The organism is Brevibacterium sp. CS2, assembly GCF_005280295.1.
GTDB classification, from domain to species: Bacteria; Actinomycetota; Actinomycetes; order Actinomycetales; family Brevibacteriaceae; genus Brevibacterium; species Brevibacterium pityocampae.
Window position 1 is genome coordinate 42297 of sequence record NZ_CP040020.1, and the last position, 26975, is coordinate 69271.

At 70.9% G+C, this 26975-nt stretch carries 28 protein-coding genes; 13 read left to right on the forward strand and 15 right to left on the reverse strand.

All coding sequences use genetic code 11. From position 1 onward, the window contains the following. The first annotated feature begins 104 nt into the window (after positions 1–104). Positions 105–407: a hypothetical protein gene (locus FDF13_RS14560; RefSeq protein ID WP_175406785.1), complete on the forward strand. Its 303-nt coding sequence runs from the start codon at positions 105–107 to the stop codon at positions 405–407. After that, positions 332–1285, forward strand: a complete 954-nt coding sequence (locus FDF13_RS00195) for a D-alanyl-D-alanine carboxypeptidase family protein (protein ID WP_175407002.1) — start codon at positions 332–334, stop codon at positions 1283–1285. The genes FDF13_RS14560 and FDF13_RS00195 overlap by 76 nt, the downstream gene beginning before the upstream one ends. 131 nt (positions 1286–1416) lie before the next feature. Here the strand turns inward: FDF13_RS00195 and FDF13_RS00200 are convergent, their stop codons facing one another. The 3 genes from FDF13_RS00200 to trpS form a co-directional block, all read right to left on the reverse strand. After that, a complete protein-coding gene (locus tag FDF13_RS00200) occupies positions 1417–2454 on the reverse strand; it encodes an App1 family protein (RefSeq protein ID WP_137317940.1) in 1038 nt (345 codons plus the stop codon). A gap of 68 nt (positions 2455–2522) precedes the next feature. Then, a complete protein-coding gene (locus FDF13_RS00205) occupies positions 2523–3125 on the reverse strand; it encodes a 2'-5' RNA ligase family protein (RefSeq protein WP_137317941.1) in 603 nt (200 codons plus the stop codon). Next, positions 3103–4128: a tryptophan--tRNA ligase gene (gene trpS, locus FDF13_RS00210; protein ID WP_137317942.1), complete on the reverse strand. Its 1026-nt coding sequence runs from the start codon at positions 4126–4128 to the stop codon at positions 3103–3105. Before trpS ends, FDF13_RS00205 begins: the two co-directional genes overlap by 23 nt. Before the next feature lie 312 nt (positions 4129–4440). Here trpS and FDF13_RS00215 point away from each other — a divergent pair, with 312 nt between their 5' ends. The 3 genes from FDF13_RS00215 to FDF13_RS00225 all read left to right on the forward strand — a co-directional run bounded on the left by FDF13_RS00215 (position 4441) and on the right by FDF13_RS00225 (position 8194). Continuing rightward, positions 4441–6678 carry a carbon starvation CstA family protein gene (locus FDF13_RS00215; protein WP_137317943.1) on the forward strand — a complete coding sequence of 746 codons (2238 nt, stop codon included), beginning with the start codon at positions 4441–4443 and terminating at the stop codon, positions 6676–6678. Further along, positions 6675–6914 (forward strand): YbdD/YjiX family protein, encoded by a 240-nt coding sequence (locus tag FDF13_RS00220; RefSeq protein WP_137317944.1) that lies wholly within the window; start codon positions 6675–6677, stop codon positions 6912–6914. The genes FDF13_RS00215 and FDF13_RS00220 overlap by 4 nt, the downstream gene beginning before the upstream one ends. Positions 6915–7132: 218 nt before the next feature. Further along, positions 7133–8194: a 2,3-butanediol dehydrogenase gene (locus FDF13_RS00225; RefSeq protein ID WP_137317945.1), complete on the forward strand. Its 1062-nt coding sequence runs from the start codon at positions 7133–7135 to the stop codon at positions 8192–8194. Between the two features lie 97 nt (positions 8195–8291). Here the strand turns inward: FDF13_RS00225 and FDF13_RS00230 are convergent, their stop codons facing one another. Beyond that, positions 8292–9110 carry an exodeoxyribonuclease III gene (locus tag FDF13_RS00230; protein ID WP_137317946.1) on the reverse strand — a complete coding sequence of 273 codons (819 nt, stop codon included), beginning with the start codon at positions 9108–9110 and terminating at the stop codon, positions 8292–8294. 93 nt (positions 9111–9203) lie between these two features. On the opposite strand from FDF13_RS00230, the gene FDF13_RS00235 reads away from it, so the two are divergent. Further along, entirely contained in the window at positions 9204–9686 is a 483-nt protein-coding gene (locus FDF13_RS00235; protein ID WP_137317947.1) for a GNAT family N-acetyltransferase, read from the forward strand. 104 nt (positions 9687–9790) lie between these two features. On the opposite strand, the gene FDF13_RS00240 is transcribed toward FDF13_RS00235, so the two are convergent. Together FDF13_RS00240 and glyA are read right to left on the reverse strand one after the other, a co-directional pair. After that, the gene (locus FDF13_RS00240) at positions 9791–10678 is read right to left on the reverse strand and encodes a bifunctional methylenetetrahydrofolate dehydrogenase/methenyltetrahydrofolate cyclohydrolase (RefSeq protein ID WP_137317948.1); all 888 of its coding nucleotides are present in this window, start codon (positions 10676–10678) and stop codon (positions 9791–9793) included. Continuing rightward, the gene (gene glyA / locus FDF13_RS00245) at positions 10678–11961 is read right to left on the reverse strand and encodes a serine hydroxymethyltransferase (protein ID WP_137317949.1); all 1284 of its coding nucleotides are present in this window, start codon (positions 11959–11961) and stop codon (positions 10678–10680) included. Before glyA ends, FDF13_RS00240 begins: the two co-directional genes overlap by 1 nt. 163 nt (positions 11962–12124) lie before the next feature. On the opposite strand from glyA, the gene purU reads away from it, so the two are divergent. The 5 genes from purU to FDF13_RS00270 all read left to right on the forward strand — a co-directional run bounded on the left by purU (position 12125) and on the right by FDF13_RS00270 (position 17509). Then, entirely contained in the window at positions 12125–12976 is an 852-nt protein-coding gene (gene purU, locus FDF13_RS00250) for a formyltetrahydrofolate deformylase (protein WP_137317950.1), read from the forward strand. A 166-nt stretch (positions 12977–13142) separates the two neighbouring features. Next, positions 13143–14732 (forward strand): phenylacetate--CoA ligase family protein, encoded by a 1590-nt coding sequence (locus tag FDF13_RS00255; RefSeq protein ID WP_137317951.1) that lies wholly within the window; start codon positions 13143–13145, stop codon positions 14730–14732. 1 nt (position 14733) lies between these two features. Continuing rightward, positions 14734–15279 carry a hypothetical protein gene (locus tag FDF13_RS00260; RefSeq protein WP_254668836.1) on the forward strand — a complete coding sequence of 182 codons (546 nt, stop codon included), beginning with the start codon at positions 14734–14736 and terminating at the stop codon, positions 15277–15279. Then, the gene (locus tag FDF13_RS00265) at positions 15276–16430 is read left to right on the forward strand and encodes a hypothetical protein (RefSeq protein ID WP_137317952.1); all 1155 of its coding nucleotides are present in this window, start codon (positions 15276–15278) and stop codon (positions 16428–16430) included. The genes FDF13_RS00260 and FDF13_RS00265 overlap by 4 nt, the downstream gene beginning before the upstream one ends. Beyond that, the gene (locus FDF13_RS00270; RefSeq protein ID WP_137317953.1) at positions 16427–17509 is read left to right on the forward strand and encodes a hypothetical protein; all 1083 of its coding nucleotides are present in this window, start codon (positions 16427–16429) and stop codon (positions 17507–17509) included. The genes FDF13_RS00265 and FDF13_RS00270 overlap by 4 nt, the downstream gene beginning before the upstream one ends. A 51-nt stretch (positions 17510–17560) precedes the next feature. On the opposite strand, the gene FDF13_RS00275 is transcribed toward FDF13_RS00270, so the two are convergent. From FDF13_RS00275 to infA, 8 genes are all read right to left on the reverse strand, one after another. Continuing rightward, the gene (locus FDF13_RS00275; RefSeq protein WP_368074046.1) at positions 17561–19537 is read right to left on the reverse strand and encodes a penicillin acylase family protein; all 1977 of its coding nucleotides are present in this window, start codon (positions 19535–19537) and stop codon (positions 17561–17563) included. Next, entirely contained in the window at positions 19534–20262 is a 729-nt protein-coding gene (locus tag FDF13_RS15505) for a penicillin acylase family protein (protein ID WP_348983863.1), read from the reverse strand. Before FDF13_RS15505 ends, FDF13_RS00275 begins: the two co-directional genes overlap by 4 nt. A 202-nt stretch (positions 20263–20464) precedes the next feature. After that, positions 20465–21031, reverse strand: coding sequence for a 50S ribosomal protein L17 (gene rplQ / locus FDF13_RS00280; RefSeq protein WP_137317954.1), 567 nt, complete (start codon positions 21029–21031; stop codon positions 20465–20467). A 20-nt stretch (positions 21032–21051) separates the two neighbouring features. Then, positions 21052–22050 carry a DNA-directed RNA polymerase subunit alpha gene (locus FDF13_RS00285; protein ID WP_137317955.1) on the reverse strand — a complete coding sequence of 333 codons (999 nt, stop codon included), beginning with the start codon at positions 22048–22050 and terminating at the stop codon, positions 21052–21054. Positions 22051–22197: 147 nt separating this feature from the next. Then, positions 22198–22605, reverse strand: a complete 408-nt coding sequence (rpsK, locus tag FDF13_RS00290; protein WP_137317956.1) for a 30S ribosomal protein S11 — start codon at positions 22603–22605, stop codon at positions 22198–22200. Positions 22606–22640: 35 nt separating this feature from the next. Beyond that, the gene (gene rpsM / locus FDF13_RS00295) at positions 22641–23009 is read right to left on the reverse strand and encodes a 30S ribosomal protein S13 (protein ID WP_137317957.1); all 369 of its coding nucleotides are present in this window, start codon (positions 23007–23009) and stop codon (positions 22641–22643) included. A gap of 181 nt (positions 23010–23190) precedes the next feature. Continuing rightward, entirely contained in the window at positions 23191–23304 is a 114-nt protein-coding gene (rpmJ, locus tag FDF13_RS00300; protein WP_101652107.1) for a 50S ribosomal protein L36, read from the reverse strand. Positions 23305–23384: 80 nt separating this feature from the next. Then, positions 23385–23606, reverse strand: coding sequence for a translation initiation factor IF-1 (gene infA, locus FDF13_RS00305; protein WP_137317958.1), 222 nt, complete (start codon positions 23604–23606; stop codon positions 23385–23387). Between the two features lie 222 nt (positions 23607–23828). On the opposite strand from infA, the gene FDF13_RS00310 reads away from it, so the two are divergent. Together FDF13_RS00310 and FDF13_RS00315 are read left to right on the forward strand one after the other, a co-directional pair. Then, entirely contained in the window at positions 23829–24911 is a 1083-nt protein-coding gene (locus tag FDF13_RS00310; RefSeq protein ID WP_137317959.1) for a C2 family cysteine protease, read from the forward strand. 31 nt (positions 24912–24942) lie between these two features. Then, complete coding sequence (locus FDF13_RS00315) at positions 24943–26121, forward strand: MalY/PatB family protein (protein ID WP_137317960.1); 1179 nt, start codon at positions 24943–24945, stop codon at positions 26119–26121. Here FDF13_RS00315 and FDF13_RS00320 read toward each other — a convergent pair. Continuing rightward, complete coding sequence (locus FDF13_RS00320) at positions 26048–26932, reverse strand: hypothetical protein (protein WP_175406786.1); 885 nt, start codon at positions 26930–26932, stop codon at positions 26048–26050. The genes FDF13_RS00315 and FDF13_RS00320 overlap by 74 nt on opposite strands. Positions 26933–26975 lie beyond the last annotated feature (43 nt).

Below are 26975 nucleotides of genomic sequence, written 5' to 3' on the forward strand. Positions count from 1 at the left end.
CGGCACCGCCCGCACCCGCACAGCGCAGCCGAAGCGCCCGGACCCCGCTCCGGGCGCTTCGTGCATCCACCCCGGTCCGCGGACGCAGCGCATAGACTTCTCGTGTGTTCGATGCTCTCCGCGGCCCCGCCGCCCTCCTGCTCCCCGCCGTCCTGCTCCTCGCGCCCGCGGCCGGACCGCTGTCCACCGCCGGGCCGGCAGGGCTCCTCGGCGCCGGGCCGGTGCCTGCGCTCGCCGCCCCCGAGCCCGCGCCGGAGGAGTCCGAGCCGATCTACGCCTCCCCGACCTCGGCCCCGGCACCCCGGCTCCCGAACCCGTCGCCGAGGCGTGGATCGTCGCCGACCTCGACTCCGGGGAGGCGTTCGCCGCCCACGAGATCGACGCCGGCCGGGCGCCGGCCTCGGTGATCAAGCTCCTCACCGCGCTCGCCCTCGTCGAGGTGCTCGACGACCCCGAGCAGGTCTACGAGCCGGTGTTCGCGGACATGGCCGTCGACGGCACGAAGGCGGGGATCGTCCAGCAGAACGAGTACACGGTCGACGACCTGTTCCACGCGATGCTCATGTCGAGTGCGAACGACGCCGCGCACGCGCTCGGCAACGCCGTCGGCGGGCAGGACGAGGCGGTGCGGCTGATGAACGCGAAGGCCGCGGAGCTCGGTCTCACCGGCACGGTGGCGCGCAACACCTCGGGCCTCGATGCGGAGGGGCAGGTGACGACGGTCGCCGACCAGATGATCGTGGCCCGCGCGGTCCTCCGCGACGACTACCTCATGGGGATCCTGCGCACGGAGACCTACGACTTCCCCGGAGCCACGGACCCCGACACCGGTGAGAAGGTCGCCGGCTACGAGATCGGCAACCACACGCGGGTCGTCGGTGAAGTCGACGGCGGGCTGGGACTGAAGAACGGCTACACGGAGGCCGCGAAGGGCTCCTTCGTCGCCGTCGTCGAGCGCGACGGGAAGACCTATGCCTCGGCGGTGCTGACGAGCGACAACGGCACCCGCCGGGCCGCGCTCGACCTCATCGAGTGGGCCTTCAACCAGGATGACCCCGAACCCGTCGCCGAGGTCCGCCTCACTCCGGAGCCGACCGCCGGGCCGACGCCGACGGAGTCCACCGCCGCCCCGGCCGCAGACGTCACCGGCGGGGCCGAGGCGTCGGACTCCGGTGCCTTCGATGCGCGCATCCTGTTCGCGGCCGCCGGCGCGGTGCTGCTCCTCGGCACGTTCGGCTTCGTGCTGCTGCGCCGCCGCAGCACCGCCCGCGCGCCACACTCCTGACCCCGGTTCGGAGTGTGGGGCTCTCGGCAGCATGTGGTGGCGCTGTTCGCCCGGCTCTCCTCCACAAGCCCCACACTCCACTTCGAGGCGGGCCGTCTCAGGGCCGGACCGAGTGCTGAGCGCGGCCCGGCTCAGATCGCGGAGATGATCCCGCGTTCGGTGAGCTTCGAGGCCAGCCCCGCGCCGTCGCTGGCGTAGACCCAGGGCACCCCGGTGCCGCGGCCGCCCTGCTGCGAGCGACCGCCGGCCCACACCGCCTCGCCGACGGTGAGCTGCCGGATCGCGACGGCGGCGACGTTGTCCGGGTGGTTCTCGACGAACTCGCCGTAGATCGCCTCGTCGTGCTGGCCGTCGTCGCCGACGAGCAGCCACTTCATGGTGGGGAACTCGCGGGCGAGCCGTTCGAGCGTGGAGCGCTTGTGCTCCTGCCCGGAACGGAACGCCCGGGTGGCTGTCGGGCCCCAGTCGGTGAGCAGCAGCGGGCCGTCCGGGTAGAGGTTGCGCCCGAGGAACCGCTTGAGGGTGGGTGCGACGTTCCAGGCGCCGGTCGACAGGTAGATGATCGGCGAGTTCGGCCGCATGTAGGTGAGCCGGTCGTAGAGGACCGACATGCCCGCCACGGGATTGCGGGCGTGCTCGTCGAGCACGAAGGTGTTCCATGCCGCGAGCATGGGACGCGGCAGGGCGGTCACCATGACCGTGTCGTCGATGTCGGAGATGATCCCGAAGGTCTGCTCCTGCCCGATGATGCGCACCGTCGCACGGTCGACGAGGGAGTCGGTCGTCCACATCTCGATCTCCACCGGACCCGGGGCGAAGTCCCCGGGGATGACCGCATCGACGATCCCGCCGCGGTCGGCGGTCACCATGTGCTCGGTGTCGCCGACCCGCACCCACGCGGTCTCGTCCGACAGCGGCACGTTGCCGAAGGAGCGCCAGCCGCGGATGCTCGCCTTCGTGTCCGCGGCCGGCTGCCCGGTCTTGGTGAGCACGACCCGGGCGAGCACGCGGATGCTCGTCTGCGTGCCGTAGGAGTCGTAGGCGATGACGGTGGGGCGCCAGTCGCGCTTGCGGACCACACCGCGCGCCCACTCGTGATAGCGGTCCTCCCACCGGGCTGCGGTGTGGAAGACCTCGGGGGACAGATTGAGCGGAGTCTGATTCTTCATGGCCACGAGTGCATTGTCCCACGGATCACGGCGTGCGCCGCGCCCGCCGGGGAACTCGGGGACCGCGCTCACGGACCGAAAGGCACCTTGTCGAACAGCCGCCACTGCCCGGACGCATCGTGGAAGTACACCCCGAAGCCGTGCGCCATGAATCGGGCCTCGAATCCGGCGTACTCGCGGTAGGCGCGCTCGAGCTCCTCCTCGCACACGTCCTGGGCGATCGTGACGTGCGGGTGGTAGGGGAAGGCGAGGTGCTGGTTGAGCACGCCGTGGCGCAGCCGGCTCGACAGGGTCTGGCACTCGGAGATGCCGCGGGCCACGGAGATGAACACCACCGGCGAGGTCGGCATGAATGTGCCGGAGCCGCGCAGCTCGATGACGAACGGCGAGGTGTCGTTGGCGACGGCGCGGATGTGGGCGCGCACCACCGGCCAGGAATCACCGGGGATCTCCATCGGCGGGATCACGGTGATGTGGGTGGGCACGGTCGCCGCCCGCTCGTCCCCGTACCCCAGCCGCGCTGTGCGCAGCTCGGTGGCATAGGGGTCCGGGACGTCGAGGGTGATGCCGAGGGCGACCATTCCGTCCGCATCGGGAGCCGGCATCGCCGGGGCGTCCGGGGGCGCGCCCCAGCGGGGGCCGACGGTCTCAGCGGGAGAGGAATCCGACACGGGCGTACACGTCCTCGATGGTTCGACGGGCGATCGCCTCGGCGCGGTCCGCGCCGGCGTGGAGGATCCGCTCGAGCTCGGCCGGGTCGTCGAGCAGCTCGTGCGTGCGCTCGCGCACCGGGGTCAGCGATTCGACGGCGAGCTCGGCGAGTGCGACCTTGAGGTGGCCGTACATCTTCCCCTCGAACTGCGCGACGATCGACTCGATCGGCTCCCCGGAGAAGGAGGAGTAGATGGTGAGGAGGTTGGAGACGCCGGGCTTGGTCTCCGGGTCGTAGGCGATGACGGTGTCGTTGTCGGTCACGGCGGACTTGAACTTCTTCGTCAGCGCCTTCGGCTCGTCGAGGACGTCGATCCGCCCGGCCGGGTTCGCCGCGGACTTCGACATCTTGGCCCCCGGGTCCTGGAGGTCGTAGATCTTCGCCGTCTGCTTGAGGATCCCGGGCTCCGGCACGGTGAAGGTCTGCCCGTAGCGCTGGTTGAAGCGCCCGGCGAGGTTGCGGGTGAGCTCGAGGTGCTGCCGCTGGTCCTCCCCCACCGGCACGACGTTGGCCTGGTAGAGCAGGATGTCGGCGGCCATCAGCGCGGGGTAGGTGAGGAGTCCGAGGGAGATGTGCTCGTTCTTCGCGGCCTTGTCCTTGAACTGGGTCATCCGCTGCGCCTCGCCGAGCGAGGCGGTGCACTCGAGCACCCAGCCCAGTTGAGTGGTCTGCGGGACGTGGGACTGGATGAAGATCGTCGACTTCTCCGGGTCGAGCCCGGAGGCGATGAACTGCGCGGCGGTGCGCAGGGTGCGCTCCCGCAGCTCGACGGGGTCCTGCTCGACGGTGATCGCATGCATGTTGGCGATGAAGAAGAACGCGTCGTGCGTCTCCTGCTGCTCGACGAACTGCTGCAGCGCCCCGATGTAGTTGCCCAGGTGGAGGGAGTCCGAGGTGGCCTGGATCCCGGAGAGGGAACGGGGACGGTGCTGCGATTCGGAGGTCTGCGTCATGGTGCCCATTGTGCCACTGCGCTCGCCCGGGCGCGGACTCGGCCCGACCCCCTACGCCGCCTCCCTGGGCGCTGTTCGATAACGATTCGGACGTCATTCTCGGTTTCCCGGCCGGCTCGGTTGGACAAACGGTACGGGGCGGGTGCACCCTGGACTGTCTGTCAGCGACCGCACAGACACAGTGGTGCGAACTGCCAGGCTCCCCAAGAGCGTGCAGGCCGCACCACGCCCGCACCGCAGAACCGCAGCACCCGCAGGTCAGTGCAGACCGCGGTCGCCACGCATCGTTCCGCACACATCATTTCCCGTTAAGGAGCACGCATGTCGGTTGAGTACGTCAAGACCGATGAGACCCTGCCGCCCGTGGCGGTCGTTGAGAGGCCGCGCTGGACCCCGACGAAGATCGTCATCTGGGTCGCCATCGCCCTCATCGCCGCGATCGGCTGGGTCATGGTCGCCTTCGTCCGGGGCGAGAACCTCAGCGCGAGCTGGTTCGTGGCCGCCGCCGTCGGCAGCTACCTCATCGCCTTCCGGTTCTACGCCAAGTTCATCGAGTGGAAGATCTGCCGCCCCGACCCGAGCCGCGCCACCCCGGCCGAGCTCAAGGACAATGGCCGCGACTTCACCCCGACCGACCGCCGCGTGCTCTTCGGCCACCACTTCGCCGCGATCTCCGGCGCCGGTCCGCTCGTCGGCCCGATCCTCGCCGCCCAGATGGGCTACCTGCCCGGCACGCTATGGATCATCTTCGGCGTCATCATCGCCGGCGGCGTGCAGGACTACATGGTCCTCTACTTCTCGATGCGCCGGAACGGCCGCTCGCTCGGCCAGATGGCCCGCGACGAGCTCGGCCGGGTCGGCGGCTTCATCGCCTCGGTCGGCATCCTGCTCATCATGACGATCCTCATCGCGGTGCTCGGCGTCGTCATCATCAACGCCCTCGCCGAGTCCCCCTGGGGCGTGTTCTCGATCGCGATGACCATCCCGATCGCCGTGTTCATGGGCGTCTACATGCGCTACCTGCGCCCCGGCCGGGTCATCGAGACCTCGGTCATCGGCGTCGCCCTGCTCGTGCTCGCGATCATCGCCGGCGGCTGGGTGCACAACAACCCGGTCTGGGCCGAGGTGTTCCACCTCGACAAGACCACGCTCGCCTGGTGCCTGATGATCTACGGCTTCTTTGCCGCGGTCCTGCCCGTGTGGGTGCTGCTCGCCCCGCGCGACTACCTCTCGACCTTCATGAAGATCGGCACCATCGTGCTGCTCGCCGTCGGCATCCTCGTGGTCAACCCGACCGTGCAGATGCCCGCCGTCACCGAATTCGCCTCGAACACCTCGGGACCGGCCTTCGCCGGCGCCCTGTTCCCGTTCCTCTTCATCACCATCGCCTGCGGCGCCCTCTCCGGCTTCCACGCGCTGATCTCCTCGGGCACCACCCCGAAGCTCATCGAGAAGGAGAGCCAGGCCCGCCTCATCGGCTACGGCGGCATGCTCATGGAGTCCTTCGTCGCGATCATGGCGCTCGTCGCCGCGGTCTGCCTCGACAAGGGAATCTACTTCGCGATGAACGCCGCGGAGCCGCTCACCGGCGGCACCCCGCAGGGCGCCGCCGACTTCATCAACAACTCGCTCGGCATGTCCGGCGTCCAGACCTCGGCGGAGTACCTCGACCAGGCCGCGAAGGACGTCGGCGAGGAGTCGATCATCTCGCGCACCGGCGGTGCCCCGACGCTCGCGATGGGCATGGCGCACATCCTCCACAACGTGTTCGGCGGTCCGGCCTGGATGTCGTTCTGGTACCACTTCGCGGTGATGTTCGAGGCGCTCTTCATCCTCACCACGATCGACGCCGGCACCCGCGTGGCCCGCTTCATGCTCGGCGATGCGCTCGGCAACTTCATCCCGAAGTTCCGCGATCCCTCGTGGAACATCGGCGCCTGGATCACCACCATCGTCATGGTCGGCGCCTGGGGGTCGATCCTCCTCATGGGCGTGACGGATCCGCTCGGCGGCATCAACACGCTGTTCCCGCTGTTCGGCATCTCCAACCAGCTGCTGGCGGCGATCGCACTGGCGGTGGTGTTCGCCCTGGTCTGCAAGTCGGGGTACGCGAAGTACGCGTGGATCCCCGGCATCCCGCTCGTCTGGGACCTCGCGGTGACGATGACCGCGTCGTGGCAGAAGATCTTCTCCTCGGATCCCAAGCTCGGCTACTGGGCGCAGCACTTCGCCTACCGCGATGCCGTGGCCGCCGGCGAGACCTCGCTCGGCACCACCGAGGGTGTGGAGGCGATGAACGCCGTCGTCCGCAACACCTTCATCCAGGGCACCCTGTCGATCATCTTCGCCGTGGTCGTGCTCATGGTCGTGGTCATGGCGCTGTGGGCGGCCTTCAAGTCGATCACCGCGCGCGAGCCGCTGCCGACGACGGAGGAGCCCTACCGGCCGACCCGCCGGTTCGCGCCGGCCGGGCTCATCGCGACCAAGGCGGAGAAGGAGGTCCAGGCCCAGTGGGATAAGCTGGAGCCCTCCGCCGTCCGCCAACGGGAGCACTCATGAGCACGAGCACCTCGGGCACCGCGACCCCTGCGAGCACCGTCGTCCACCGGATCGCCGCACCGTTCCGGGCCGTCCACTGGTACCTCAAGGAGGTCATGGGGGAGAACGCCTACCTCCATTACCTCGAGTCGTTCGAGCGCCGTCACGGCACGCGCGACGGGGCCATGGGCGAGCGCGAGTTCTGGCGCGATCTGACCGACGAGCAGGACCGCAACCCCAAGGTCCGGTGCTGCTGAGCCATCGGCTCTGACCGGGCCGCCCACGAGGGCCGTCGAGGTGATCATCACCTCGGCGGCCCTCGTCGCGTCCCGGCCCCAGAACTCGATTTCCGAAGGTTCCTGAGAGCGGATCCGCGATCCTCTGCGATCTCGATCTCCCGCACCCCGGGTTGCCTCCACTACCGTAAGAAGTGCGGCGCGGACCGCGCCGCACACTTTCCGATGGGAGAATCACTATGAGAGCTGCCCGCTACTACGACCGTAAGGACATCCGGATCGAGGAGATCCCCGAGCCGGAGCTGAAACCCGGAGCAGTCGCCATCGATGTCGCCTGGTGCGGCATCTGCGGCACCGATCTGCACGAGTACCTCGAGGGTCCGATCTTCATCCCGCCGAAGGGTTCACCGCACCCGATCTCCGGCGAGGAGGCCCCGGTGACCATGGGCCACGAGTTCTCCGGCACCGTCACCGCGCTCGGCGAGGGCGTCACCGACCTCGAGGTCGGGCAGAACGTCGTCGTCGAGCCCTACATCATCCGCGACGACGTCGAGGTCGGCCCCGGCCGCTCCTACCACCTCTCCCCCGACATGAACTTCATCGGCCTCGGCGGCCGCGGAGGCGGGCTGTCGGAGAAGATCGTCGTCGAGCGCCGCTGGGTCCACCCGATCGGCGACATCCCGCTCGATCAGGCCGCTCTCATCGAACCGCTGTCCGTGGGCCACCACGCCTTCGTGCGCAGCGGAGCGGGATCCGGTGATGTCGCGCTCGTCGGCGGGGCGGGCCCGATCGGCCTGCTCACCGCGGCCGTGCTCAAGGCCGAGGGGCTCACCGTCTACATCTCGGAGCTCAGCGAGGCCCGCAAGGCGAAGGCCCGGGAGACCGGGGTGGCCGACGAGGTGTTCGACCCGCGCGAGGTCGACGTCGCCGAGCGCGTCCGTGAGCTCACCGACGGCCAGGGCGCCGACGTGGGCTTCGAGTGCAGCTCGGTGCCGGTGGTCCTCGACACCCTCATGGACGCAGTGCGCCCGAACGGCGTCATCGTCAACGTCTCGATCTGGGGCAGAAAGCCCGAGGTCGACATGCCGACGCTCGTGCTCAAGGAGATCGACCTGCGCGGCACGATCGGCTACGCGAACGATCACCCTGCGACCATCCGTCTCGTGCAGGAGGGGCGGATCGATCTCGCCCCGTTCATCACCGGACGGATCGGGCTCGACGGACTCGTGGACGAGGGGTTCGACCAGCTCATCAACAACAACGAGGAGCACGTCAAGATCCTCGTCGATCCGAACGCCTGATCCCGCCGGCGACGGTCACCCGGCCGGTGCACCGCGCACGGGGCCGCCGAGGTGATCATCACCTCGGCGGCCCTCGTCGCGTCCGGCCGTGCCCGGGTCATTCCCCGGCGGCGAGGCCCGGCAGGTCGTAGTCGATGACGAGCGGGGCATGGTCGCTCCACCGCTCGCCCCAGGTCGCGGCCCGGTCGACCCGGGCGGCCCGCGCGGCGGCGGCGAGCTCAGGCGTCGCCATCTGGTAGTCGATCCGCCAGCCGGCGTCCGTGTCGAAGGCCTTGCCGCGCATCGACCACCAGGTGTAGGGCCCGGGCACCTCGCCGGACAGCCGCCGGTGGACGTCGACGTAGCCGAGCTCCCCGAAGAACCGATCGAAGTAGGCCCGCTCCTCCGGCAAGAATCCGGCTTTCTTGCGGTTCGCCTTCCAGTTCTTGATGTCGAGCTCGGTGTGGCCGACGTTGAGGTCGCCGGTGACGAGCACGTGGTCGGCGGCGGCCCGGAGCTCGGGCAGCCGGACGAGCATCCGGTCAAGGAACCGGTACTTGTCGTCCTGCTTGGGGGTGCCCGCCTCCCCGGAGTGGACGTAGGCGGACACGACGGTCAGCGTGCTGCCGTCGGCCAGTCGGTGGTCGGTCTCGATCCACCGCCCGGACCGCGCGAAGTACTCCTCTCCGATCCCCACGCGCACTGCGTCCGCCGGGCTCCGCGACAGGACGGCGACGCCGGCCCGGCCCTTCGCCTCGGCGTCGGCGCTGTACACCGCGTACCCGCACCCGTCGAGCACGCCCTCGGCGATCTCGTTCGGGGCGCGGACCTCCTGGAGCGTGACGATCTCCGCACCCGCGCTCTCGAGCCACGGGCTCATCCCCTTGCGCCAGGCGGCGCGCACACCATTGACGTTGACTGCAGCGATTCGGATCATGGGGCAATCCTCGCACGCTCCGTGAGACGACTGCTCTCCGTCGGCCGCAGCACGTAGACTGTGTCCACAGCACTGCTTCCGAAGGAGGACGCCATGACCGACACGCCGTCGACATTCGACCTGGACCAGCTCACCATCCATCCGCTCGACGAGGTCGATGCCATGGAGCTCCGCGATTTCCTCGCCGAGCAGTCCTCGCACTTCTGGGGCGACAAGGATCTCAGCGAGGAGCACGACCCGTACTGGTTCCGCCAGATGGCATCCGGGGGTCTCGTCGCCCGCTTCCGCAACGAGATCGTGGGGTACCTGCTGGGCTGCTTCCCCAAGGACGGCCCGTCCTACATCCACCTCGTCGCCGCGCACGACGACTTCCGCCACCGCGGGATCGGCCGGCGTCTCTACACCGCCTTCATCGACCGCGCCCGCCGGCTCGGCGAGGACGAGGTCGAAGCGACGACGGTGCCGGAGAACAGCGACGCGATCTCCTTCCACTCCTCGCTCGGCTTCGAGGCCGAGCTCGTGAGCGACTACGCCGGCCCCGGTGTGGCGCGCGTGCTCTTCCACATGAAGCTCTGACGCGGGAGCGTGCGCGGCCGACCGTGCACGCCGGCATCGCTTCGGATCGCAGCGGGCCCGGAACTCCAGGGGAGTTCCGGGCCCGCTGTCGTCGTCCGCGTCTCTCAGGCCGGCCCGGCCTGCCGTTCGGCGATCTCGACGACGTTGCGCAGGAGCAGCGCCCGGGTCATCGGGCCCACTCCCCCGGGGTTCGGGGAGAGCCAGGCGGCGACCTCGGCCACCCCGGGATCGACGTCGCCGACGATCCGGCTCCTGCCGGTCTCCGGATCCTCCACCCGCGACACCCCGACGTCGAGCACGATCGCACCGGGGGCGACCGCCTCGGGCGTGACGAGCCCGGCGGACCCCGCGGCGGCGACGATGACGTCGGCGGTGCGCAGCACCTCGTCGAGGTTCCGGGTGCCGGTGTGGGTCAGGGTCACCGTCGCGTTGTGCTCCCGCCGGGTGAGCAGCGATCCGATGGACCGGCCCACCGTGACGCCGCGGCCGACGACCACGACGTGCTTCCCGGCGAGCTCGATCCCGTTGCGCTCCATGAGCTCGATGACCCCGCGCGGGGTGCACGGCAGCGGCGAGGCGATCGGCCGGTTGGCGTTGAGCACGAGCCGCCCGAGGTTCATCGGATGGAGGCCGTCGGCGTCCTTGTCCGGGTCGACCCGCTCGAGCACGGCATCGGTGTCGATGTGGTCCGGCAGCGGCAGCTGCACGATGTAGGCGGTGCACTCCGGGTCGGCGTTGAGCTCGTCGATGACCGCGTCGAGCTCCTCGGCGCTGATCGATTCCGGCAGGTCCTTCCGGATCGAGCGGATGCCGATCTGCTCGCAGTCGCGGTGCTTGCCGGCCACGTAGGACTGCGAGCCGGGGTCCTCGCCCACGAGCACGGTCCCGAGGCCGGGCACGACACCGGACTCCCGGAGCTTCGCGACGCGCTCCCGCAGCTCGTCCTTGATCGCCGCCGCGGCGGCCTTCCCGTCGAGGATCTGCGCGCTCATCAGTACTGCTCCAGACCCTCGTAGAGCGGGAAGTCGGCGGCGAGCTTCGCGACCCGTCCCCGCAGCGCCTCGACATCGGGGCCGGGCTTGAGCGCCTCGGCGATGATGTCGGCGACCTCGGTGAACTCCGCGGCCCCGAAACCGCGGGTGGCGAGCGCCGGGGTGCCGATCCGCAGGCCCGAGGTGACCATCGGGGGCCGCGGGTCGAAGGGCACGGAGTTGCGGTTCACCGTGATGCCGACCTCGTGGAGGAGGTCCTCGGCCTGCTTCCCGTCGAGCTGCGAGTTCCGCAGGTCGACGAGCACGAGGTGGACGTCGGTGCCGCCCGACAGCACCGTCGCACCGGATTCGGCGACGTCGGAGGCGAGCAGCCGCTCGGCGAGGATGCGTGCTCCCTCGAGGGTGCGCTCCTGACGCTGGACGAACTCCTCGGTCCCGGCGAGCTTGAAGGCCACGGCCTTGGCCGCGATCGCGTGCATGAGCGGGCCGCCCTGCTGGCCGGGGAACACCGCGGAGTTGAGCTTCTTCGCGTGCTCCGGGTCGCGGCTGAGGATGAAGCCCGAGCGCGGGCCGCCGATCGTCTTGTGGACGGTGGAGGACACGACGTCGGCGAGCGGCACCGGGTTCGGGTGGAGTCCGGCGGCGACGAGACCGGCGAAGTGCGCCATGTCGACCCACAGGGCCGCCCCGACCTCGTCGGCGATCGAGCGGAAGGCCTCGAAGTCGAGCTGCCGCGGGTAGGCCGACCAGCCGGCGACGATGACCTTGGGCCGGTGCTCGAGCGCCCGCTGCCGCACGACGTCCATGTCGATGCGGTAGGTGTCGGGGTCGACCTCGTAGGAGGCGATGTCGTAGAGGCGGCCGGAGAAGTTGATCTTCATCCCGTGGGTGAGGTGGCCGCCGTGGGCGAGGTCGAGGCCGAGGAGCTTGTCGCCGGCCCGGGCGAAGGCGTGCATGACGGCGGCGTTGGCGGAGGCGCCCGAATGGGGCTGGACGTTGGCGTACTCGGCGCCGAACAGCGCCTTCGCCCGCTCGATCGCGAGGTTCTCCGCGATGTCCACGGCCTCGCAGCCGCCGTAGTAGCGGCGACCCGGGTAGCCCTCGGCGTACTTGTTCGTCAGCACCGAGCCCGAGGCCTGCAGCACGGCGCGCGGGACGAAGTTCTCCGAGGCGATCATCTCCAGGGAGTCGCGCTGGCGGGCGAGCTCCTGGTCGAGGACCGCGGCGATCTCCGGGTCGACTGCGCCGAGCGAGGCGGTCATCGAATCGGGTGCTTCATTCATTCCTGTGACTCCTTGCGACGGTGCAGCTGCGGCCGGCCGACCGCACGGGCCCAATCCTAGTCCACACCCCGGTCGCCGCCACGAGCCCGCAGTCGGCCCCGCACCCGGTCCGCCTGCCGGACCGGCTCCCGGAGCCGAGGCGCCCGCCCCTACCATGGGAGGCATGCTCACCGACCAGGAATGGGTGCTGTCGATCTCGTGCCCCGATCGCGGCGGCATCGTGCACGCGGTGACCGGCGTGCTCGTCGACGTCGACGCCACGATCACCGAGTCCCAGCAGTTCGGCTCCCAGGACACCGAGGTGTTCTTCCTCCGCCTCCAGTTCCGCACGGGTGCTCCCGAGGAGGTCATCCGCGAGGCCCTCGCCCCGGTCGTGCGGCGCCTCGGCATGTCGATCGAGCTCCACCCGGCCTCGCGTCGGCAGCGCACCCTCGTCATGGTCTCGAAGGCCGGCCACTGCCTCAACACCCTCCTCTTCCAACAGGGCACCGGGGCGCTGCCGACGGACATCGTCGGCGTCGTCGGCAACCATCCCGACCTCGTAGCGCTGGCGGAGTTCCACGGAGTGCCCTTCCACCACATCCCGGTCACCCCGGAGACCAAGGACGACGCCGAGGCGCAGCTGCTGCGGCTCGTCGAGGAGCTCGACGTCGAGCTCGTCGTGCTCGCCCGCTACATGCAGATCCTGTCCCCGGCGGTGTGCGAGCGGATGCGCGGCCGGGTGATCAACATCCACCACTCCTTCCTCCCGAGCTTCAAGGGCGCCCGCCCCTACCACCAGGCCCACGCCCGCGGCGTGAAGATCATCGGCGCGACCGCGCACTACGTCACGAGCGACCTCGACGAGGGCCCGATCATCGAGCAGGACGTCGCCCGGGTGACCCACGCCCAGCCGGTGGCGGACTTCGTCGAGCAGGGGCAGGAGGTCGAGGCGTCCGTGCTCGCCCGCGCGGTGCGCTGGCACGCGCAGGGCCGGGTCATCCTCGACGGCAACCGGACCGTCGTCTTCCGCTGACCGGCGGGTCCGTCACCCGCCGGCCACCCCGGCGCCGGCCGCACCTCGGGCCCGGCACTCGCCCGGCGGCCCCGCTCCTGCCCGGATCCGCCACCGCTGTACCGGATCCGGAACATCGGCCTTCGCACGCTTCCGCCGGGCGCGACCGGCGGTCTAGCGTGGGTGCATGGCACAGACACCTCTCCGGACGCTCCCGATCCCGCGCCGCCCCGTCAACCTCGCCCGGCAGGCGCTGCTGCGGCTCGCCAACGCCGGCCTCACCACGGTCTACGGGGCCTACCGCGTGCACCCGGCGGTGTGGCGCCTCACCGCCCGCCACTACCACCCGGCGCTCGAGCGGTTCGCGAAGCTCAACGCCTGGATGATCTGCCAGCACGCGAGCCTCGACGTGCCGGCCTACCAGGACCACCTCGCCCGCTCCGGGTACTCCTTCGCCTGGTGGGACCTCGAGCGCTACACCCCGACCTCGAAGGACGACTACGTCCGCACCTACCCGGAGGCCGCGCGCTGCTGGAACGGGGAGATCGAGATCGCCGGCACCGTCGTCGACGAGTCCTCCGGATCCTCGGGCACGCCGTTCAACTGGATGCGCTCGAAGAAGGAGCTCGACACCGTCCACAAGAATGTGGCCGGCTACGTCACCATGCTGTTCGGCAGCGAGAACCTGTTCTGCATCAACGCCTTCTCGATGGGCGCCTGGGCGACCGGCACGAACACCGGGCAGGCGATGGCGAAGGTGGCGATGGTGAAGAACACCGGGCCGGACCTCGACAAGATCCTCGACACCCTGCGGCACTTCGGCCCCGGCTTCACCTACCTCATCAGCGCCTACCCGCCCTTCCTCAAGCACGTCGTCGACCGGATGGCCGCCGAGCCCGAGGTGTGGGACGCCTACACCCTCAACGGCTTCGTCGGCGGGGAGGCGATGACGGAGGGCCTGCGCGACCACCTCGAGCAGCGCTTCGCCCGGGTGTACTCCGGCTACGGCGCCTCCGACCTCACGATCGGGATGGCCGGGGAGTCCGACCTGTCCGTCGTCATCCGCCGGGCGCTGGCCGAGGACCCGGGGTTCCGGGCCGAGGTGCTCGGGGAGGACGAGGCGCGCACCCCGATGGTGTTCCAGTACAACCCGCTCGAGACCTACCTCGAGACCACCGATGACGGCGATCTCGTCGTCACCATCAACTCCGCGGCGGTGATGAGTCCGCGCCTGCGCTACAACATCGGCGACGAGGCCCGGCTCATCGACTTCCCCACCATGGTCGAGCTCACCCGCACCCGCCCGGAGCTCGCCGCGGCGTGCTCGGAGGCGTTCGCCCGGCAGCGGATGAAGCTGCCGTTCGTCCTCCTGTTCGGCCGCTCGGACTCGACGATCTCCTACATGGGAGCCAACATCTACCCGCTCGATGTGGAGAACGGGATCTACGCCGACAACCCGCGCGCCCATCTCATCGAGGGCTTCCGGATCAGCCTCGACGACGTCGGGGAGCTCGAGCAGCGCCCCACCCTCCACCTGCAGCTGCGCGACCCCGCCACGGAGCCCGCGGCCGACCTCGACGACGCCGCCCGCGGCGAGCTCGCCGACACGGTGCGGGCCGGGGTCGTCGCCCACCTCACCGCGGTGTCCCGGGACTTCGCCGAATCCCTCGAGGAGGACCCGAGCGCCGCCGACCTGCGGGTGCGCGTCCACGACCACGGCGCCGGCCCGTTCTCCCGCCCGACGACGACGATCAAGAACGTCTACCTGGAGGCCTGACATGCGCTCGAACGACTTCTCCGCAGCACCCCCGCAGGCGCGGGCCGGATCGTTCTTCCTCGGCTGCAACCGCTACCGCAGCCCGCTCGCGATGCTCGGCCAGATCCGCCGCTGGCCGAAGCTCGCCCGCGCGCTCAAGCACGCACCGGGGTACCTGTGGCACCGCAGCTACTACGAGTTCCCCGACCGGATCGGCCTCCTCGTCGCCTTCGCCACCCGCGACGACCTCCTGCGCTTCGCCCGCACCCCGGAGCACCACACGATCATGCACTGGCTGGTCGGCGGGGACGGGTCCTCACCGGCACGCGGCGGCTTCATCCGGATCCTCGACGCCGAGGAGTGGGGCTACACGAACGGCGAGTTCCGCGCCGAGGACGGCCGCCTGGGCCTCATCGACCGGTTCTCCCCGGTCACCGGCGAGTCCGCGGACGCACCCACCACCGGTGGGCCCGGGACCTCCGCGGCCGGTCCGGGTACCGCCGTCACTGCACCCGCCGGCACCCCGCCGGCCGGCACCTCTGCAGCAGACCGCCCGGTCCGCTCGTGACCGTCTCCCCCGTCCGCACCCGCGCGGACCTCGCGGCGTTCCTCGAGCTGCCGGCCCGCTTGGGCCGGGACGAGGGCACGTCCGGACTGCGGGTGCCGCTGCTGCGCTCGGAGATCCGGTCCTGGCACACCGGCCGCACGTGGTTCCCGGCGCCGATCGAGCTGCTGCTGGCCCGCACCGGCGGCACCGTCACCGGCCGCACCACCGCCCACCGCTGCGCCGCGCTCGACGCACGCCTGTCGACCGGGCCGCAGGCGCTCGCGCCCACGGTCCGCGCCCTGTGCTTCGGGGCCACCGAGTTCGCCGACGAGCACGCCGCCGCAGAGCTCTTCGAGGCGCTCGGCGCGCGGGCCCGTAACACCGGCTGCACCCACCTGTTCGGTCCGGTGTCGCCGCTGCCGAACACCACCGGCGGGGTCGTCACCGCGGGCTTCGCCGAGCGCGGGTTCTTCGACTCGCCGTGGAACCCGGCACACGTGCCCGCGGCCTACGAGGCGCACGGCTTCACCCGCTGGGCTCAGGCCGATTCCTGGATCGTCGACCTCGGCGGCGTCCCGGCCGCCCGCGCCACCGCGCCCACCGCTGCCGAGGCGGCCGCCGCCGGGGTGCGTCTGCGCCACCCCTCCCGCGTGGGCACCCGCCGGTTCGTGCGCCGCCTGCGGCCCACCCTCAACCGGGCGTTCGCCGCCCTGCCGTACTACACGGAGATCGGGCCGGCGCAGATGGCCGGGCAGACCGCCGGCCTCGAAGCCCTCATGGACCCGGCACTCATCGTCACCGCCGACGGTCTCGACGACCCTCCCGCCGCTCCCCCGAGGTGCTTCGCACTCGTGGTCCCCGACCCCACCGCGATCCTCCAGCGGCACGACGGCAGGCTCGGCCCGCGGGCGGTCGCGGAGCTCCTCACGTCCCACCGCACCCGGGGCCGCGACGCGATCCTCCTCATCCAGGGCACCGACCCCGACCACTCCGGTTCCGGGCTGCTCACCCTCGTCCTCCGGCAGGTGTACGCGAACCTCATCGCCGGCGGGTACCGGCGCCTCCGGGTGACCTCGATCGGACGGGACAACCCGGGGTCGGCCGCGGTGTTCGACCGGGCCGGCGGCCGGCCGCTCCACGGGCTCACCACCTACGTCCGGGACCTGCGATGAGTGCACCCCGCCCCCAGCCCGCACCCGCGCTGCGCGATCGCTGGATCGCCGTCGCCGGGTGCGCGCCCTCGGCCCACAACACCCAGCCGTGGCGGCCCGTTCCCACCGGATCCGGGGTGCGGCTCACCGTCGACCCCGCGCGCACCCTGCCCGAGGCCGATCCCCGGCACGAGGACCTCCACCTCTCGCTCGGCTGCTGGGTCGAGGCGCTCGCGATCGCGGCTGCGGAGTCCGGGTGGTCCCTGCAGACCGGCCCGGTGTCCGGGGTCGGGCCGGACCTCGTCCTCGACTTCCGGTTCACCCGCACGTCCGCTCCTGCGCTCACCGGATTCACCGTGCGCGAACTCCGCGCCCGGCAGGTGGACCGCGGCCGGCTCCTCCCCGATGACCGCGCGCTCGATGCCGCGGTCGCGGAGTTCGCCGCGCTGCCGGGGTGCTCGGACCTCGCGCTCAGCCAGCTGCCCGAACCGCTGTTCTCCCACCTGCAGGCGCAGTCGGCCACCCATGTGCTCTCCACTCCGGCGATGGCGGCGGAGACGCTCGGCTGGCTGCGCCTCGACCCGCGCGACCCCGCCTACCAGCGCGACGGCCTCACCGCCGACTGCCTGCGGCTGCCCGCCGGCACCCGGATGCTCGCCCCGGTGCTCGGTGCTCGGGCGGCCCCGGTCGTCGCCCGAGCGCTCGCCCGGGTGCAGCCGCTCGCCCGCCGGGTGCTCTGCACGGCGGACACCGTGAAGACCCTGCCCGCCGCGACGGCGGCGAGCTCTGCCGTCCGGGCCGTGCTGCCCGGGATCGGCCGCCCGCCGGCGCGCCTGGTCGTGTGGGGCCGCGCCGAGGATTCCGGCACGGATCCGATAGCGGGGATCGCGCGCGGCCGGGACCTGCTGCGGCTGTGGCTCGTGCTGGGCCGGCACGGTCTGCGGGTGGCCGCGCACTCCGAGCTCAAGGACTGCCCGGACACCCGGGAGGGGCTCCGCGCCTTCCTGGGACGCCGCGGGCGGGAGGGTGAGCCGTGCGGGGTGTTCTCCGCCGGCCGCTCGACCTCGCCCGTCCCCCGGGCTCCACGCCTGCCGGTCTGAGCGGCCGGTCCGCGATGCCCGCACCCGGCCACCTGCCGTGCCTGCCCAACATCAGCGCGGGCGCAGGGTGAGCGTGTCCTCGGTCGCGGTGTCGACGGCGGCCGTGGACCAGGCCCAGCGGTCCTGGACACCTGCGGCCCAGGGCTCGGCCTGGTCGGTGTAGTGCGGGTGGAAGGCGTGGCCGCTCGCTCCGGTGAGGTTCTGCCAGGTCGAGTCGTCCCAGTCCGCGACGTCGATGACCATCCGCAGGGAGGGCACGGTGGTCGTCGCGAAGCCCGCGTCGAGGTCCGATCCGGTCGCGTTGACCACCCCGGACCCGCCGCCCACGGGATAGGGGCCGCGGTTGAACAGCGCCTCGATCGGGGCGATGCCGCTCTCCCCGAAGGAGCCGTGGGTGAGGGTGAGGGCGTGGAGCTCGCCCCAGCTCCAGCCGGCCGGGTCCTCCCCCTGGAGCTCGACGAGCTCCGTGTGCGCCTCGGCTGCCGCGGTGCGCAGCAGGGCGTCCCGGTCCCCGGCCCACCACGGGGATCCCGGGTCGTCGAGCTGCTGGTCGAGGACCAGTGCGATGCGCGATTGGTCGTCACGGGGGATGTCGGTGCTCTGCGTGGCGAGCAGCGCGGCGGTCACGCGGTCGAAGAGGACGTTCGCATAGGCCGCGGCTGCGGAGTCCGCGTCGTTGCGTCCGTCCCAGCCGGCGAGGAGCTCGAGGGCCTCGGTGACGTCCGGGTCGTCCACCGTGAGCTCGGCGTAGGCGCGCTGCAGGGGTGCGGCCACCGGGGTGGCGGTGTCGAGCTGGATCGCGGCGAGGTCCGCGCCGGTCACGGGACCGGCGGCGACGGCCTCGTCGAGGAGATCGACGATCCGGGCGGCACGGTCCCCGTAGTCCCAGTCGCGGCTGAGCGGGTGCCGGTAGGCGTCGTCGACGATCGCGTTGTTCGCCGTGACGATGATCCCGGAGTCCGGGTTGTACTCCACCGGCAGCTCGGAGAACGGGATGAATCCCTGCCAGTCGTAGGCGCTGTCCCAGCCCGGTTGGGGCATCCAGCCGTCCCCGGCGCCGCGGATCGGCAGCCGGCCGGGTGCCTGGTAGCCGATGTTGCCGTCGACGTCGGCGTAGACGAGGTTCTGCGCCGGGACGTCGAAGAGCGCGGCCGCGGCCCGGAAGTCGGAGAAGTCCCGGGCCCGGTTGAGGGCGAAGATCGCCTGCGCGGTGGTACCGGCTTCGAGCGCGGTCCAGCGCAGGCTGAGCGCGTGCTCGCCGGACCAGTCGTCCGCGGCGTCCGTGCTCTCCCCGGCAGAGGTTCCGGCCCCGCCCCCGGCACCAGGCCCGGCCCCGGCATCGGCCCCGGCATCGGCTCCGGTGGGTGGGGAGGCCGCGATCCCGGTGAACTCCGGGGTGAGCCCGGAGACGATCGGGCCGTGCCCGGTCGTCCGCACGGTGATCTCGACGTCCTCGCCGCCGGCCACCCGGAGGGTCTCCTCCCGGGTCTCGAAGGGGACCTTCTCGCCGTCGCGCCAGTAGCCGTCCGCGTCGACCCGTTCGACGTAGAGGTCCGCGACATCGGTGGTGAGGTTGGTGAACCCCCAGGCGACCTGCGCGTTGTGGCCGATGACGATCCCGGGCAGCCCCGAGAAGGAGAATCCCGCGACGTCGAACGGGCAGTCCGGCGTGACCTCGGAGCAGCGGAGCTGCATCTGCGTCCACACCGAGGGCAGGGAGGCGCCGAGGTGGGGATCGTTGGCGAGCAGCGGGCTTTCGGTCGCGGTGTGCTCACCGGACACCACCCAGGAGTTCGAGCCGATGCCCTCGCCCTGTCCGCCGACGAGCGCGTCGACCTCGGCGAGGATCTCCGCCATGCCGCCCGCGGCGAACAGCGCGCCCGCCTCGGGGTGTGCCGCTGCGCTCCCCGGCTCCCGATGATCGGCGGTTCCACCGCCGCGCTGCGCAGGCTCCGCCGGAGCACCGGCGGGCTGCGGCACCTCGCCGTCGCCGATCCCGGCGCCGCTGGGATCCTCGGCCAGTATCACCGGATGCTCGTCGAAGGGGTGCCGGGATAGAGATCGGCGATCCGCTCCGGATCGAGGTCACCGGCCAGCAGCGCGCGGGCGGTCTCGTCCTCGATGTTCGTCCGCAGGTCCCAGGCCATCGCCTTGAGCCAGGCGACGGAGTCCGCCGGCGTCCACGGTTCCGGGGAGGACCCGCGGTTCTGCAGCCCGAGCACCGAGTACTCGAGACCGAGTCCGCCGCCGGAGCGCTCCTCGAGATAGGCGTTGACCCCGGCGGCGTAGGCCTCGTAGTACCCGCGCTCCTCGGCGGGCAGTGCGGCGACCTCGGCCTGTGCGGTGCGGTGCCAGCCGAGTGTGCGGAGGAAGGTGTCGGTGGGGACCTGGGACTCGCCGAACAGCTCGGAGAGCCGGGCGCTCGTCATGTGCCGGCGGAAGTCCATCTCCCAGAAGCGGTCCTGGGCGTGGACGAAGCCCTGCGCGAACAGCAGGTCGTCGGCGCGGGCGGCGGTGATCGTGGGGACGCCGCGGGCATCGCGCTGCACGGTCACCGTCTCCTGGAGGCCCGGCACCTCGAGGGTGCCGTCGGTCTGCGGGAAGGCCCGCACCACCGACCAGGCGGCGACCCCGCTGAGCACGAGGACGAGGACGAGCAGCGCGGCGAGGACGAGCATGAGGATCCGCCGCAGGCGTCCACGGCGCCGGCGCGCAGCAGGGCGAACGTCGGTGCGCGAGGGGCTGCGGGGCATCGGGGATCTCCTGTCCTCGGTTGCCCCGAGCCTATCCCGGATCCGCCATGCCGCCCCGGGTCAGCGGCGCGCCACAGCGTCGCGGACTGCCGCACCGCCGCACGGGAGCGCGGATCCCCGGGGAGGACGACGACGGCGGTGCGTGCACTCGGCACGCACCGCCGTCGGGGCGATCGTCGATCCGCGGGAGCGGATCAGCAGGTCACTTGTCCTCGGACTTCTCCTCGGCTGACTCCGCCTCGGCCATCTCGTCCTCGGAATCGGACTCGGTGGTGACGTCCGGCTCGGTCGCCGGAGTCTCCTCGGTCGACTCCGCGTCCTTCGAGCCGGTGTCCTGGGACTCCTCGGCCTTGGGCGCGGCCGCGGCGGTGGCCGCCTCGGCCTCCTTGACGGTCGCCTGCTTGGGCGAGTACGCCTCGAGGACGAGCTCGATCACGGCCATCGGGGCGTTGTCGCCCTTGCGGGGGCCGATCTTGGTGATGCGGGTGTAGCCGCCCGGACGCTCGGCCACGGCCGGAGCGATCGAGGTGAACAGCTCGTGCACGATCGACTTGTCGGCGATCTGGCCGAGCACGCGGCGGCGTGCGGCCAGGTCTCCGCGCTTGGCGAAGGTGATGAGGCGCTCCGCGACGGGACGGAGGCGCTTGGCCTTCGTCACGGTCGTGGTGATCGACTTGTGCTCGAACAGCTGGGACGCCATGTTGTTCAGCAGCATCCGCTCGTGCGCCGGGGAGCCGCCGAGGCGGGGACCCTTGGTGGGCGTAGGCATGATTTATCTCCTTGGAATTCTTAGAACTGCTCGTCCTCGACGAAGGACACGTCCTCGCCGTCGACCGGGCTCTCGTAGCCGGCGGGGCTGTCCTTGAGGCTCAGGCCGAGCTCGCTGAGCTTCTGCTTGACCTCGTCGATCGACTTCGAACCGAAGTTGCGGATGTCCATGAGGTCGGTCTCGCTGCGACCGACGAGCTCGCCCACGGTGTGGATCCCCTCGCGCTTGAGGCAGTTGTACGAGCGGACGGTGAGATCGAGATCCTCGATCGCCAGGGCGAGGTCGGCGGCGAGGGCGGCATCGACCGGCGACGGTCCGATGTCGATGCCCTCGGCCTCGACGTTGAGCTCACGGGCCAGCCCGAACAGCTCGACGAGGGTCTTGCCGGCCGAGGCCACGGCATCACGCGGGGTGATGGAGGGCTTCGTCTCGACGTCGACGACGAGGCGGTCGAAGTCCGTGCGCTGCTCGACACGGGTGGCCTCGACCTTGTAGGTGACCTTGAGCACCGGCGAGTAGATCGAGTCGACCGGGATCCGGCCGATCTCGGCGTCGGCGTTCTTGTTCTGCGCCGAGGACACGTAGCCGCGACCGCGCTCGATCGTGAGCTCCATGTCGAGGCGGCCGTCCTCGTTGAGGGTGGCGATGAACAGTTCCGGGTTGTGGATCTCCACTCCGGCGGGGGCGGAGATGTCCTCGGCGGTGACGGCGCCGGGACCCTGCTTGCGCAGGTAGGCCACGACGGGCTCGTCGAACTCCGAGGAGACCACGAGGGACTTGAGGTTGAGGATGAACTCGGTGACATCCTCCTTCACGCCCGGGACCGTGGTGAACTCGTGAAGCACACCATCGACCCGGATGCTCGTGACGGCGGCACCGGGAATGGAGGACAGCAGGGTTCGCCGCAGCGAGTTGCCGAGGGTGTAGCCGAAGCCCGGTTCGAGCGGTTCGATGACGAACCGCGACCGGTAGGTGTCTACAGCCTCTTCCGTGAGCGTGGGACGCTGTGCAATCAGCACGTGGGCTTCCTTTCGGCGAGCATCCGCTATATGACGCTCGCAATGCACTTGAGAGTATCGCTACTCGTGACGCTTGCGGTGGTGGGTGGCCCGGCGTCCGATCGCAGCGGACCCGTGGGGTCCGCCGGATCGTCCGGCCGGTCCGGGTCAGCCGCGCCGGCGCTTGGGCGGGCGGCAGCCGTTGTGCGGCGTCGGGGTGACGTCCTGGATGGTGCCCAGCTCGAGGCCGGCGGCCTGGAGGGAGCGGATCGCGGTCTCGCGTCCGGAGCCCGGGCCCTTGACGAACACGTCGACCTTCTTGAGGCCGTGCTCCTGGGCGCGGCGGGCGGCGGACTCCGCGGCCATCTGCGCAGCGTACGGGGTGGACTTGCGGGAGCCCTTGAAGCCGACCTCACCGGAGGAAGCCCATGAGATCACGGCTCCGGTCGGGTCGGTGATCGACACGATCGTGTTGTTGAACGTCGACTTGATGTGGGCCTGGCCGTTGACGACGTTCTTCTTGTCCTTGCGGCGGGTCTTGCGGGCAGCGGAGGCTGCGCGTGTCTTGGGAGGCATAAGTGTGGATTCTCCTGATTCGAAGGCTGGAGGGCTTACTTCTTCTTACCGGCCACCGTGCGCTTGGGGCCCTTGCGGGTGCGCGCATTGGTCTTGGTGCGCTGGCCGCGGACGGGGAGTCCCCGGCGGTGGCGCAGGCCTTCGTAGCTGCCGATCTCGACCTTGCGGCGAATGTCGGCGGCGACCTCGCGACGGAGGTCGCCCTCTACCTTGAATGTGCCTTCGATGTAGTCGCGCAGCTGCACGAGCTCGGCATCGGACAGATCTTTCACGCGGGTGTCCGGGTTGATCCCGGTCTCCGTCAGGGTCTGGCTCGCACGAGTGCGGCCCACACCGAAAATGTATGTCAGGGCGACTTCCACGCGCTTCTCACGCGGGAGGTCGACTCCGGCAAGACGTGCCATTGTGTGTACTCCATGGGTTGTTCGGAGGTGCTTGCTCAGACCTGTCCGGTGCTCTCACCGGTCCGCGGCCTCCGAGCCGCGGGTGTCGTCCTGTGTCCAGGGGGCGAGGCCTGCTTGGGTGTGGTGCTCGCTGGCGCCGCGGGTGCGGCACAGCTGTGTCGATCTGCTCGAGGTGAGCGAATCAGCCCTGACGCTGCTTGTGGCGCGGGTTGTCGCAGATCACCATGACGCGGCTGTTGCGCCGGATGACCTTGCACTTCTCACAGATCTTCTTGACGCTGGGCTTGACCTTCATCGTTAATCCTTCTTCTCACCGCGAAGACCCCGGGCCAGGACCCGGGGGCTGTGAGCGGCGAAAACTGTCGAAAAGACCGTTTACTTGTACCGGTAGACGATACGTCCGCGGGACAGGTCGTAGGGAGACAGCTCCACCACGACGCGGTCCTCGGGGAGGATGCGGATGTAGTGCTGGCGCATCTTTCCGGAGATGTGCGCGAGCACCTTGTGCCCGTTGGTCAGCTCGACGCGGAACATGGCGTTCGGCAGAGCCTCCACAACAGAGCCCTCGATCTCAATGACCCCTTCTTTTTTGGCCATATCGTTCGTCAACCTCATCTTCCCGTGGCCGCAGGACGGCCACGCATCGTTCGTATCTCGGATCCTCTTCGGTCTCCCGGGCGGGTTCCGATTCGACCGGGATCTGCAGGTGGGGAATCCACCGCCGGCGGGCCTCCGTGCGCTAAGCTCGGGTGCGACACGGCGGGTTCTTTCCTTGCCCATAACAGACCAGTGAACTACTCTACCGGAATCGGGTCGCGCATGCCAACCGAGCGTCGTCGCGTCCGTCGGCCCCGCTCCGTGCGGGCGCGCCGGGCCGAGGATCTCCGTCTGCTCCGCACGCTGCTCGCCGTCGACCCGCTCCCCCGCGCCGACCTCGGCGCCCTGTCCGCCGAGCTCCGTCCCGCCCGCGGCCGCTCCTCCTCCCTGACGGGGCGCCTCCGCAGCCGCCTGCGCATCGACGACCGGCGCGGCCCCCGGCTCCTCGCCGCCGCCCACGACCTCTCCGCCGCCGAGGTGGCCCGCGCCCTCAACACCGTGCCGGCGCTCGAACCGGTGCCGCGCGGGCCGGCCCGCTGGGTCCCCGTGCCGCTGCGCGGCCTCACCGCCCCCGGGTCCGCCGCTGCGCGGCCGGCGGAGGGGGAACGGAACCGGCCCGTCCGACCGCTCTCGATCCGGCAGGGACGTCTGAGCGACTGCTGGTTCATCGCAGTGCTCGCCGCCTGCGAGCACATGCGCCCCGGATTCACCGCCTCGCTCGTCCGTCCCACCGACAACGGGCTCGTCGAGGTGCGGCTCCACACGCCGGGGGCCCGCTGGGTGACGCTCAGCCCCCGCGTGCCCGCCGCGCACCGCGCCGGGGACCGCCGGTTGCGACCGAACGCCGCCTCGCTCGTGGAGAAGGCGGCCGCACTGACCTACGGGCGCGGCTCCTACCGGCGGATCCAGGGGGACTTCGCCGGCGTCGCGCTCGGGCTCCTCACCGGCCGGTGGTGCCCGGCCCGGCCGGTCCCGCTGCGCCTGTCGCGGATCGAGCACTGGCTCGCGGCCGGACGTCCGGTCGTCGCCTCGACGCTCGTGCGACCCGGCGGATCGTTCCGGGTGCCGCGGGAGGACGACCCGCACCGCTCGGTCGCCGTCATGGACGGCCACGTCTACGTGGTGCGGCGGGTCGCCCGGCTGAGCGAGGACGGCTCACCCGACCCGCACGAGCCGCTGCGGGTCCATGTGCACAATCCGCTCGGCGGCACCGAGGGCGAACCCCGGCGCACCGATCTGTTCCTCTCCGCGGCCCAGCTCCGCCGCACGTTCATCAGCGTCAATGTCGGCCCCCGCCTGCGCTGAGGCCCCGCCGACCGAGCGGTACCGTGGAGGCATGACGATTCCCGAGTACACCCCGGACCAGCTCCGCGCCCGCGGCGGCCTCAAGTGGACCGCGATCCCCGAGACCCTGGGCGCCTTCATCGCCGAGGCCGACTTCGGCACCGCCCCGGCCGTGCACTCGGCCCTCGCCGAGCTCACCGAGAAGGAGCTCTTCACCTACACGCCGCCGGCGATGCTCCGGGATCTCCGCGAGGCCACCGCCGAGCACTGCGCACGGAGCTTCGGCTGGGACATCGCCCCCGCACAGGTCGCCGCGGTGCCCGATGTCATCACCGCGTACCGCGCGATGATCGACCTGTTCACCGCACCGGGCACCCCGGTCGTCCTCATGACCCCGGCGTACATGCCGTTCTTCAAGGTGCCGCCGCTGTGCGGACGCGAGATCCGCGAGGTGCCGATGATCCGCACCGCCGACGGCTGGGACGTCGACGGGCCCGCCCTCCAGTCCGCGCTCGCCGGCGGCGGGCTGCTCGTCCTCTGCAATCCCCACAACCCGATCGGCAACGTCTACGAGCGCACCGAGCTCGAGGCCATCAGCCGGATCGTCGAGGCCACGGGGTCCCGGGTGTTCGCCGACGAGATCCATGCCCCGCTCGTCTTCCCGGGCGCCCGCCACATCCCCTACGCCACGGTGTCCGAGGCTGCCGGAGAGCACTCGATCACCGCGCTGTCGGCCTCCAAGGCGTTCAACATCCCGGGCCTCAAGTGCGCGCAGATGGTGTTCACGAACCGCGTCGACGCCGCCCGGTTCGCCGAGCTCGGCGAGTTCGTCGCGCACTCGACGGCGAGCCCCGGCATCGTCGCGACGACCGCGGCCTACCGGGAGGGTGGGGACTGGCTGGCGGAGCTGCTGGCCTACCTCGACGACAACCGCGCAGCGCTCGCTGCCCTCCTCGCCGAGCGGCTGCCGGAAGCGGGACACCTGCCGTCCGCCGGGAGCTACATCGCCTGGGTTGACCTGCGGGCCTACGACCTCGGCGAGGACCCCGCCCGGTTCCTCCGCGAGTCCGCCGGGATCGCGCTGACGAACGGCCGCGAGTGCGGTGAGGCCGGCGCCGGGCACGTGCGCATCAACACCGCGACCCCGCGGGCGGTCCTCACGGAGATCGTCGAACGGATGGCCGAGGCGATCGACGGTCGGCAGGAGGCGCCTGCGGATCCCACTCGATGAGGTCCGCATTCGGCAGCGCCTGCACCCGGCTCAGCACGGCGGGGCCGAACGCTGCCCAGTAGTACTCGTTGAGCGTGCTCATGCAGTGGCCCAGCCGGGTGTGGATGTCGAGGCCGGGGGCGAGGTCTGCCGGCAGGACCGGTGCGCTCATGAGCTCGCCGGAGACTGCATAGTAGAGATCGAAGTAATCGACCAGGCCGAGTTCGGAGCCGCCGAGTGCTGCGGCGACCCGCGCCTCGGCATCGCCGATCATGCTTCGCAGCGCGGCGATCCCGAATGCCCGGTCGGCCCATCGCCGGGCCTGGTCCATGTCTTCGGGCACGAGGGAGCAGAACTCGAGCCAGGCCCTGCCTTCGACCCCGATGTCCGCACCGACCTCAGCCCGGAACCCGGCGACCGCCTCGGTGAGAGCGATGAGCACTCCCGGCCGGAGCGGCCGGTAGCCGGATCTCCGTGCAAGGTAGAGCACGCGGTCACGATCGGAGCGACGAGCCTCGGGGATCGACAGGACGACGGCGGCGAACGCCCCGGAGAACTCCGTGTGCTCCACCCGCCCGGCGAGCCGCCCATAGCTCGGACGCAGGGCCTCGGCGAGGCGGTACACGGCGATCCTTCCCACCTGGGACCGGTGCAGCAGACCGCGTGAGACGAGGCGCACGACCTGGTTGCGAGCAGCGGATTCGCTGTAGCCGTGGAGAGCGAGGACCGAGGTGATCACCGGCCCCGGCACTGCGCTCGCCCCGAGCGAGCCGAACACGGAGACCACGTCGAAACCACCGCGGGTGATGCGGTAGCGGTGCTGATCCGTCACTGTTCGTCTCCGTTTCGGGAGGACGTGGCAAGGGGTGAACCGC

Coding starts and splice junctions, on each gene's coding strand:
- FDF13_RS00260 (WP_254668836.1), top strand. CDS start 14,734: ATGCGCTCGAACGACTTCTCCGCAGCACCCCCGCAGGCGCGGGCCGGA.
- FDF13_RS00270 (WP_137317953.1), top strand. CDS start 16,427: ATGAGTGCACCCCGCCCCCAGCCCGCACCCGCGCTGCGCGATCGCTGG.
- FDF13_RS00235 (WP_137317947.1), top strand. CDS start 9,204: ATGACCGACACGCCGTCGACATTCGACCTGGACCAGCTCACCATCCAT.
- rpsM (WP_137317957.1), bottom strand. CDS start 23,009: ATGGCACGTCTTGCCGGAGTCGACCTCCCGCGTGAGAAGCGCGTGGAA.
- infA (WP_137317958.1), bottom strand. CDS start 23,606: ATGGCCAAAAAAGAAGGGGTCATTGAGATCGAGGGCTCTGTTGTGGAG.
- FDF13_RS00230 (WP_137317946.1), bottom strand. CDS start 9,110: ATGATCCGAATCGCTGCAGTCAACGTCAATGGTGTGCGCGCCGCCTGG.
- FDF13_RS00200 (WP_137317940.1), bottom strand. CDS start 2,454: ATGAAGAATCAGACTCCGCTCAATCTGTCCCCCGAGGTCTTCCACACC.
- FDF13_RS00310 (WP_137317959.1), top strand. CDS start 23,829: ATGCCAACCGAGCGTCGTCGCGTCCGTCGGCCCCGCTCCGTGCGGGCG.
- FDF13_RS00215 (WP_137317943.1), top strand. CDS start 4,441: ATGTCGGTTGAGTACGTCAAGACCGATGAGACCCTGCCGCCCGTGGCG.
- FDF13_RS15505 (WP_348983863.1), bottom strand. CDS start 20,262: ATGCCCCGCAGCCCCTCGCGCACCGACGTTCGCCCTGCTGCGCGCCGG.
- FDF13_RS00225 (WP_137317945.1), top strand. CDS start 7,133: ATGAGAGCTGCCCGCTACTACGACCGTAAGGACATCCGGATCGAGGAG.
- rplQ (WP_137317954.1), bottom strand. CDS start 21,031: ATGCCTACGCCCACCAAGGGTCCCCGCCTCGGCGGCTCCCCGGCGCAC.
- FDF13_RS00255 (WP_137317951.1), top strand. CDS start 13,143: ATGGCACAGACACCTCTCCGGACGCTCCCGATCCCGCGCCGCCCCGTC.
- FDF13_RS00220 (WP_137317944.1), top strand. CDS start 6,675: ATGAGCACGAGCACCTCGGGCACCGCGACCCCTGCGAGCACCGTCGTC.
- rpsK (WP_137317956.1), bottom strand. CDS start 22,605: ATGCCTCCCAAGACACGCGCAGCCTCCGCTGCCCGCAAGACCCGCCGC.
- glyA (WP_137317949.1), bottom strand. CDS start 11,961: ATGAATGAAGCACCCGATTCGATGACCGCCTCGCTCGGCGCAGTCGAC.
- FDF13_RS00315 (WP_137317960.1), top strand. CDS start 24,943: ATGACGATTCCCGAGTACACCCCGGACCAGCTCCGCGCCCGCGGCGGC.
- rpmJ (WP_101652107.1), bottom strand. CDS start 23,304: ATGAAGGTCAAGCCCAGCGTCAAGAAGATCTGTGAGAAGTGCAAGGTC.
- purU (WP_137317950.1), top strand. CDS start 12,125: ATGCTCACCGACCAGGAATGGGTGCTGTCGATCTCGTGCCCCGATCGC.
- FDF13_RS00240 (WP_137317948.1), bottom strand. CDS start 10,678: ATGAGCGCGCAGATCCTCGACGGGAAGGCCGCCGCGGCGGCGATCAAG.
- trpS (WP_137317942.1), bottom strand. CDS start 4,128: ATGGGCACCATGACGCAGACCTCCGAATCGCAGCACCGTCCCCGTTCC.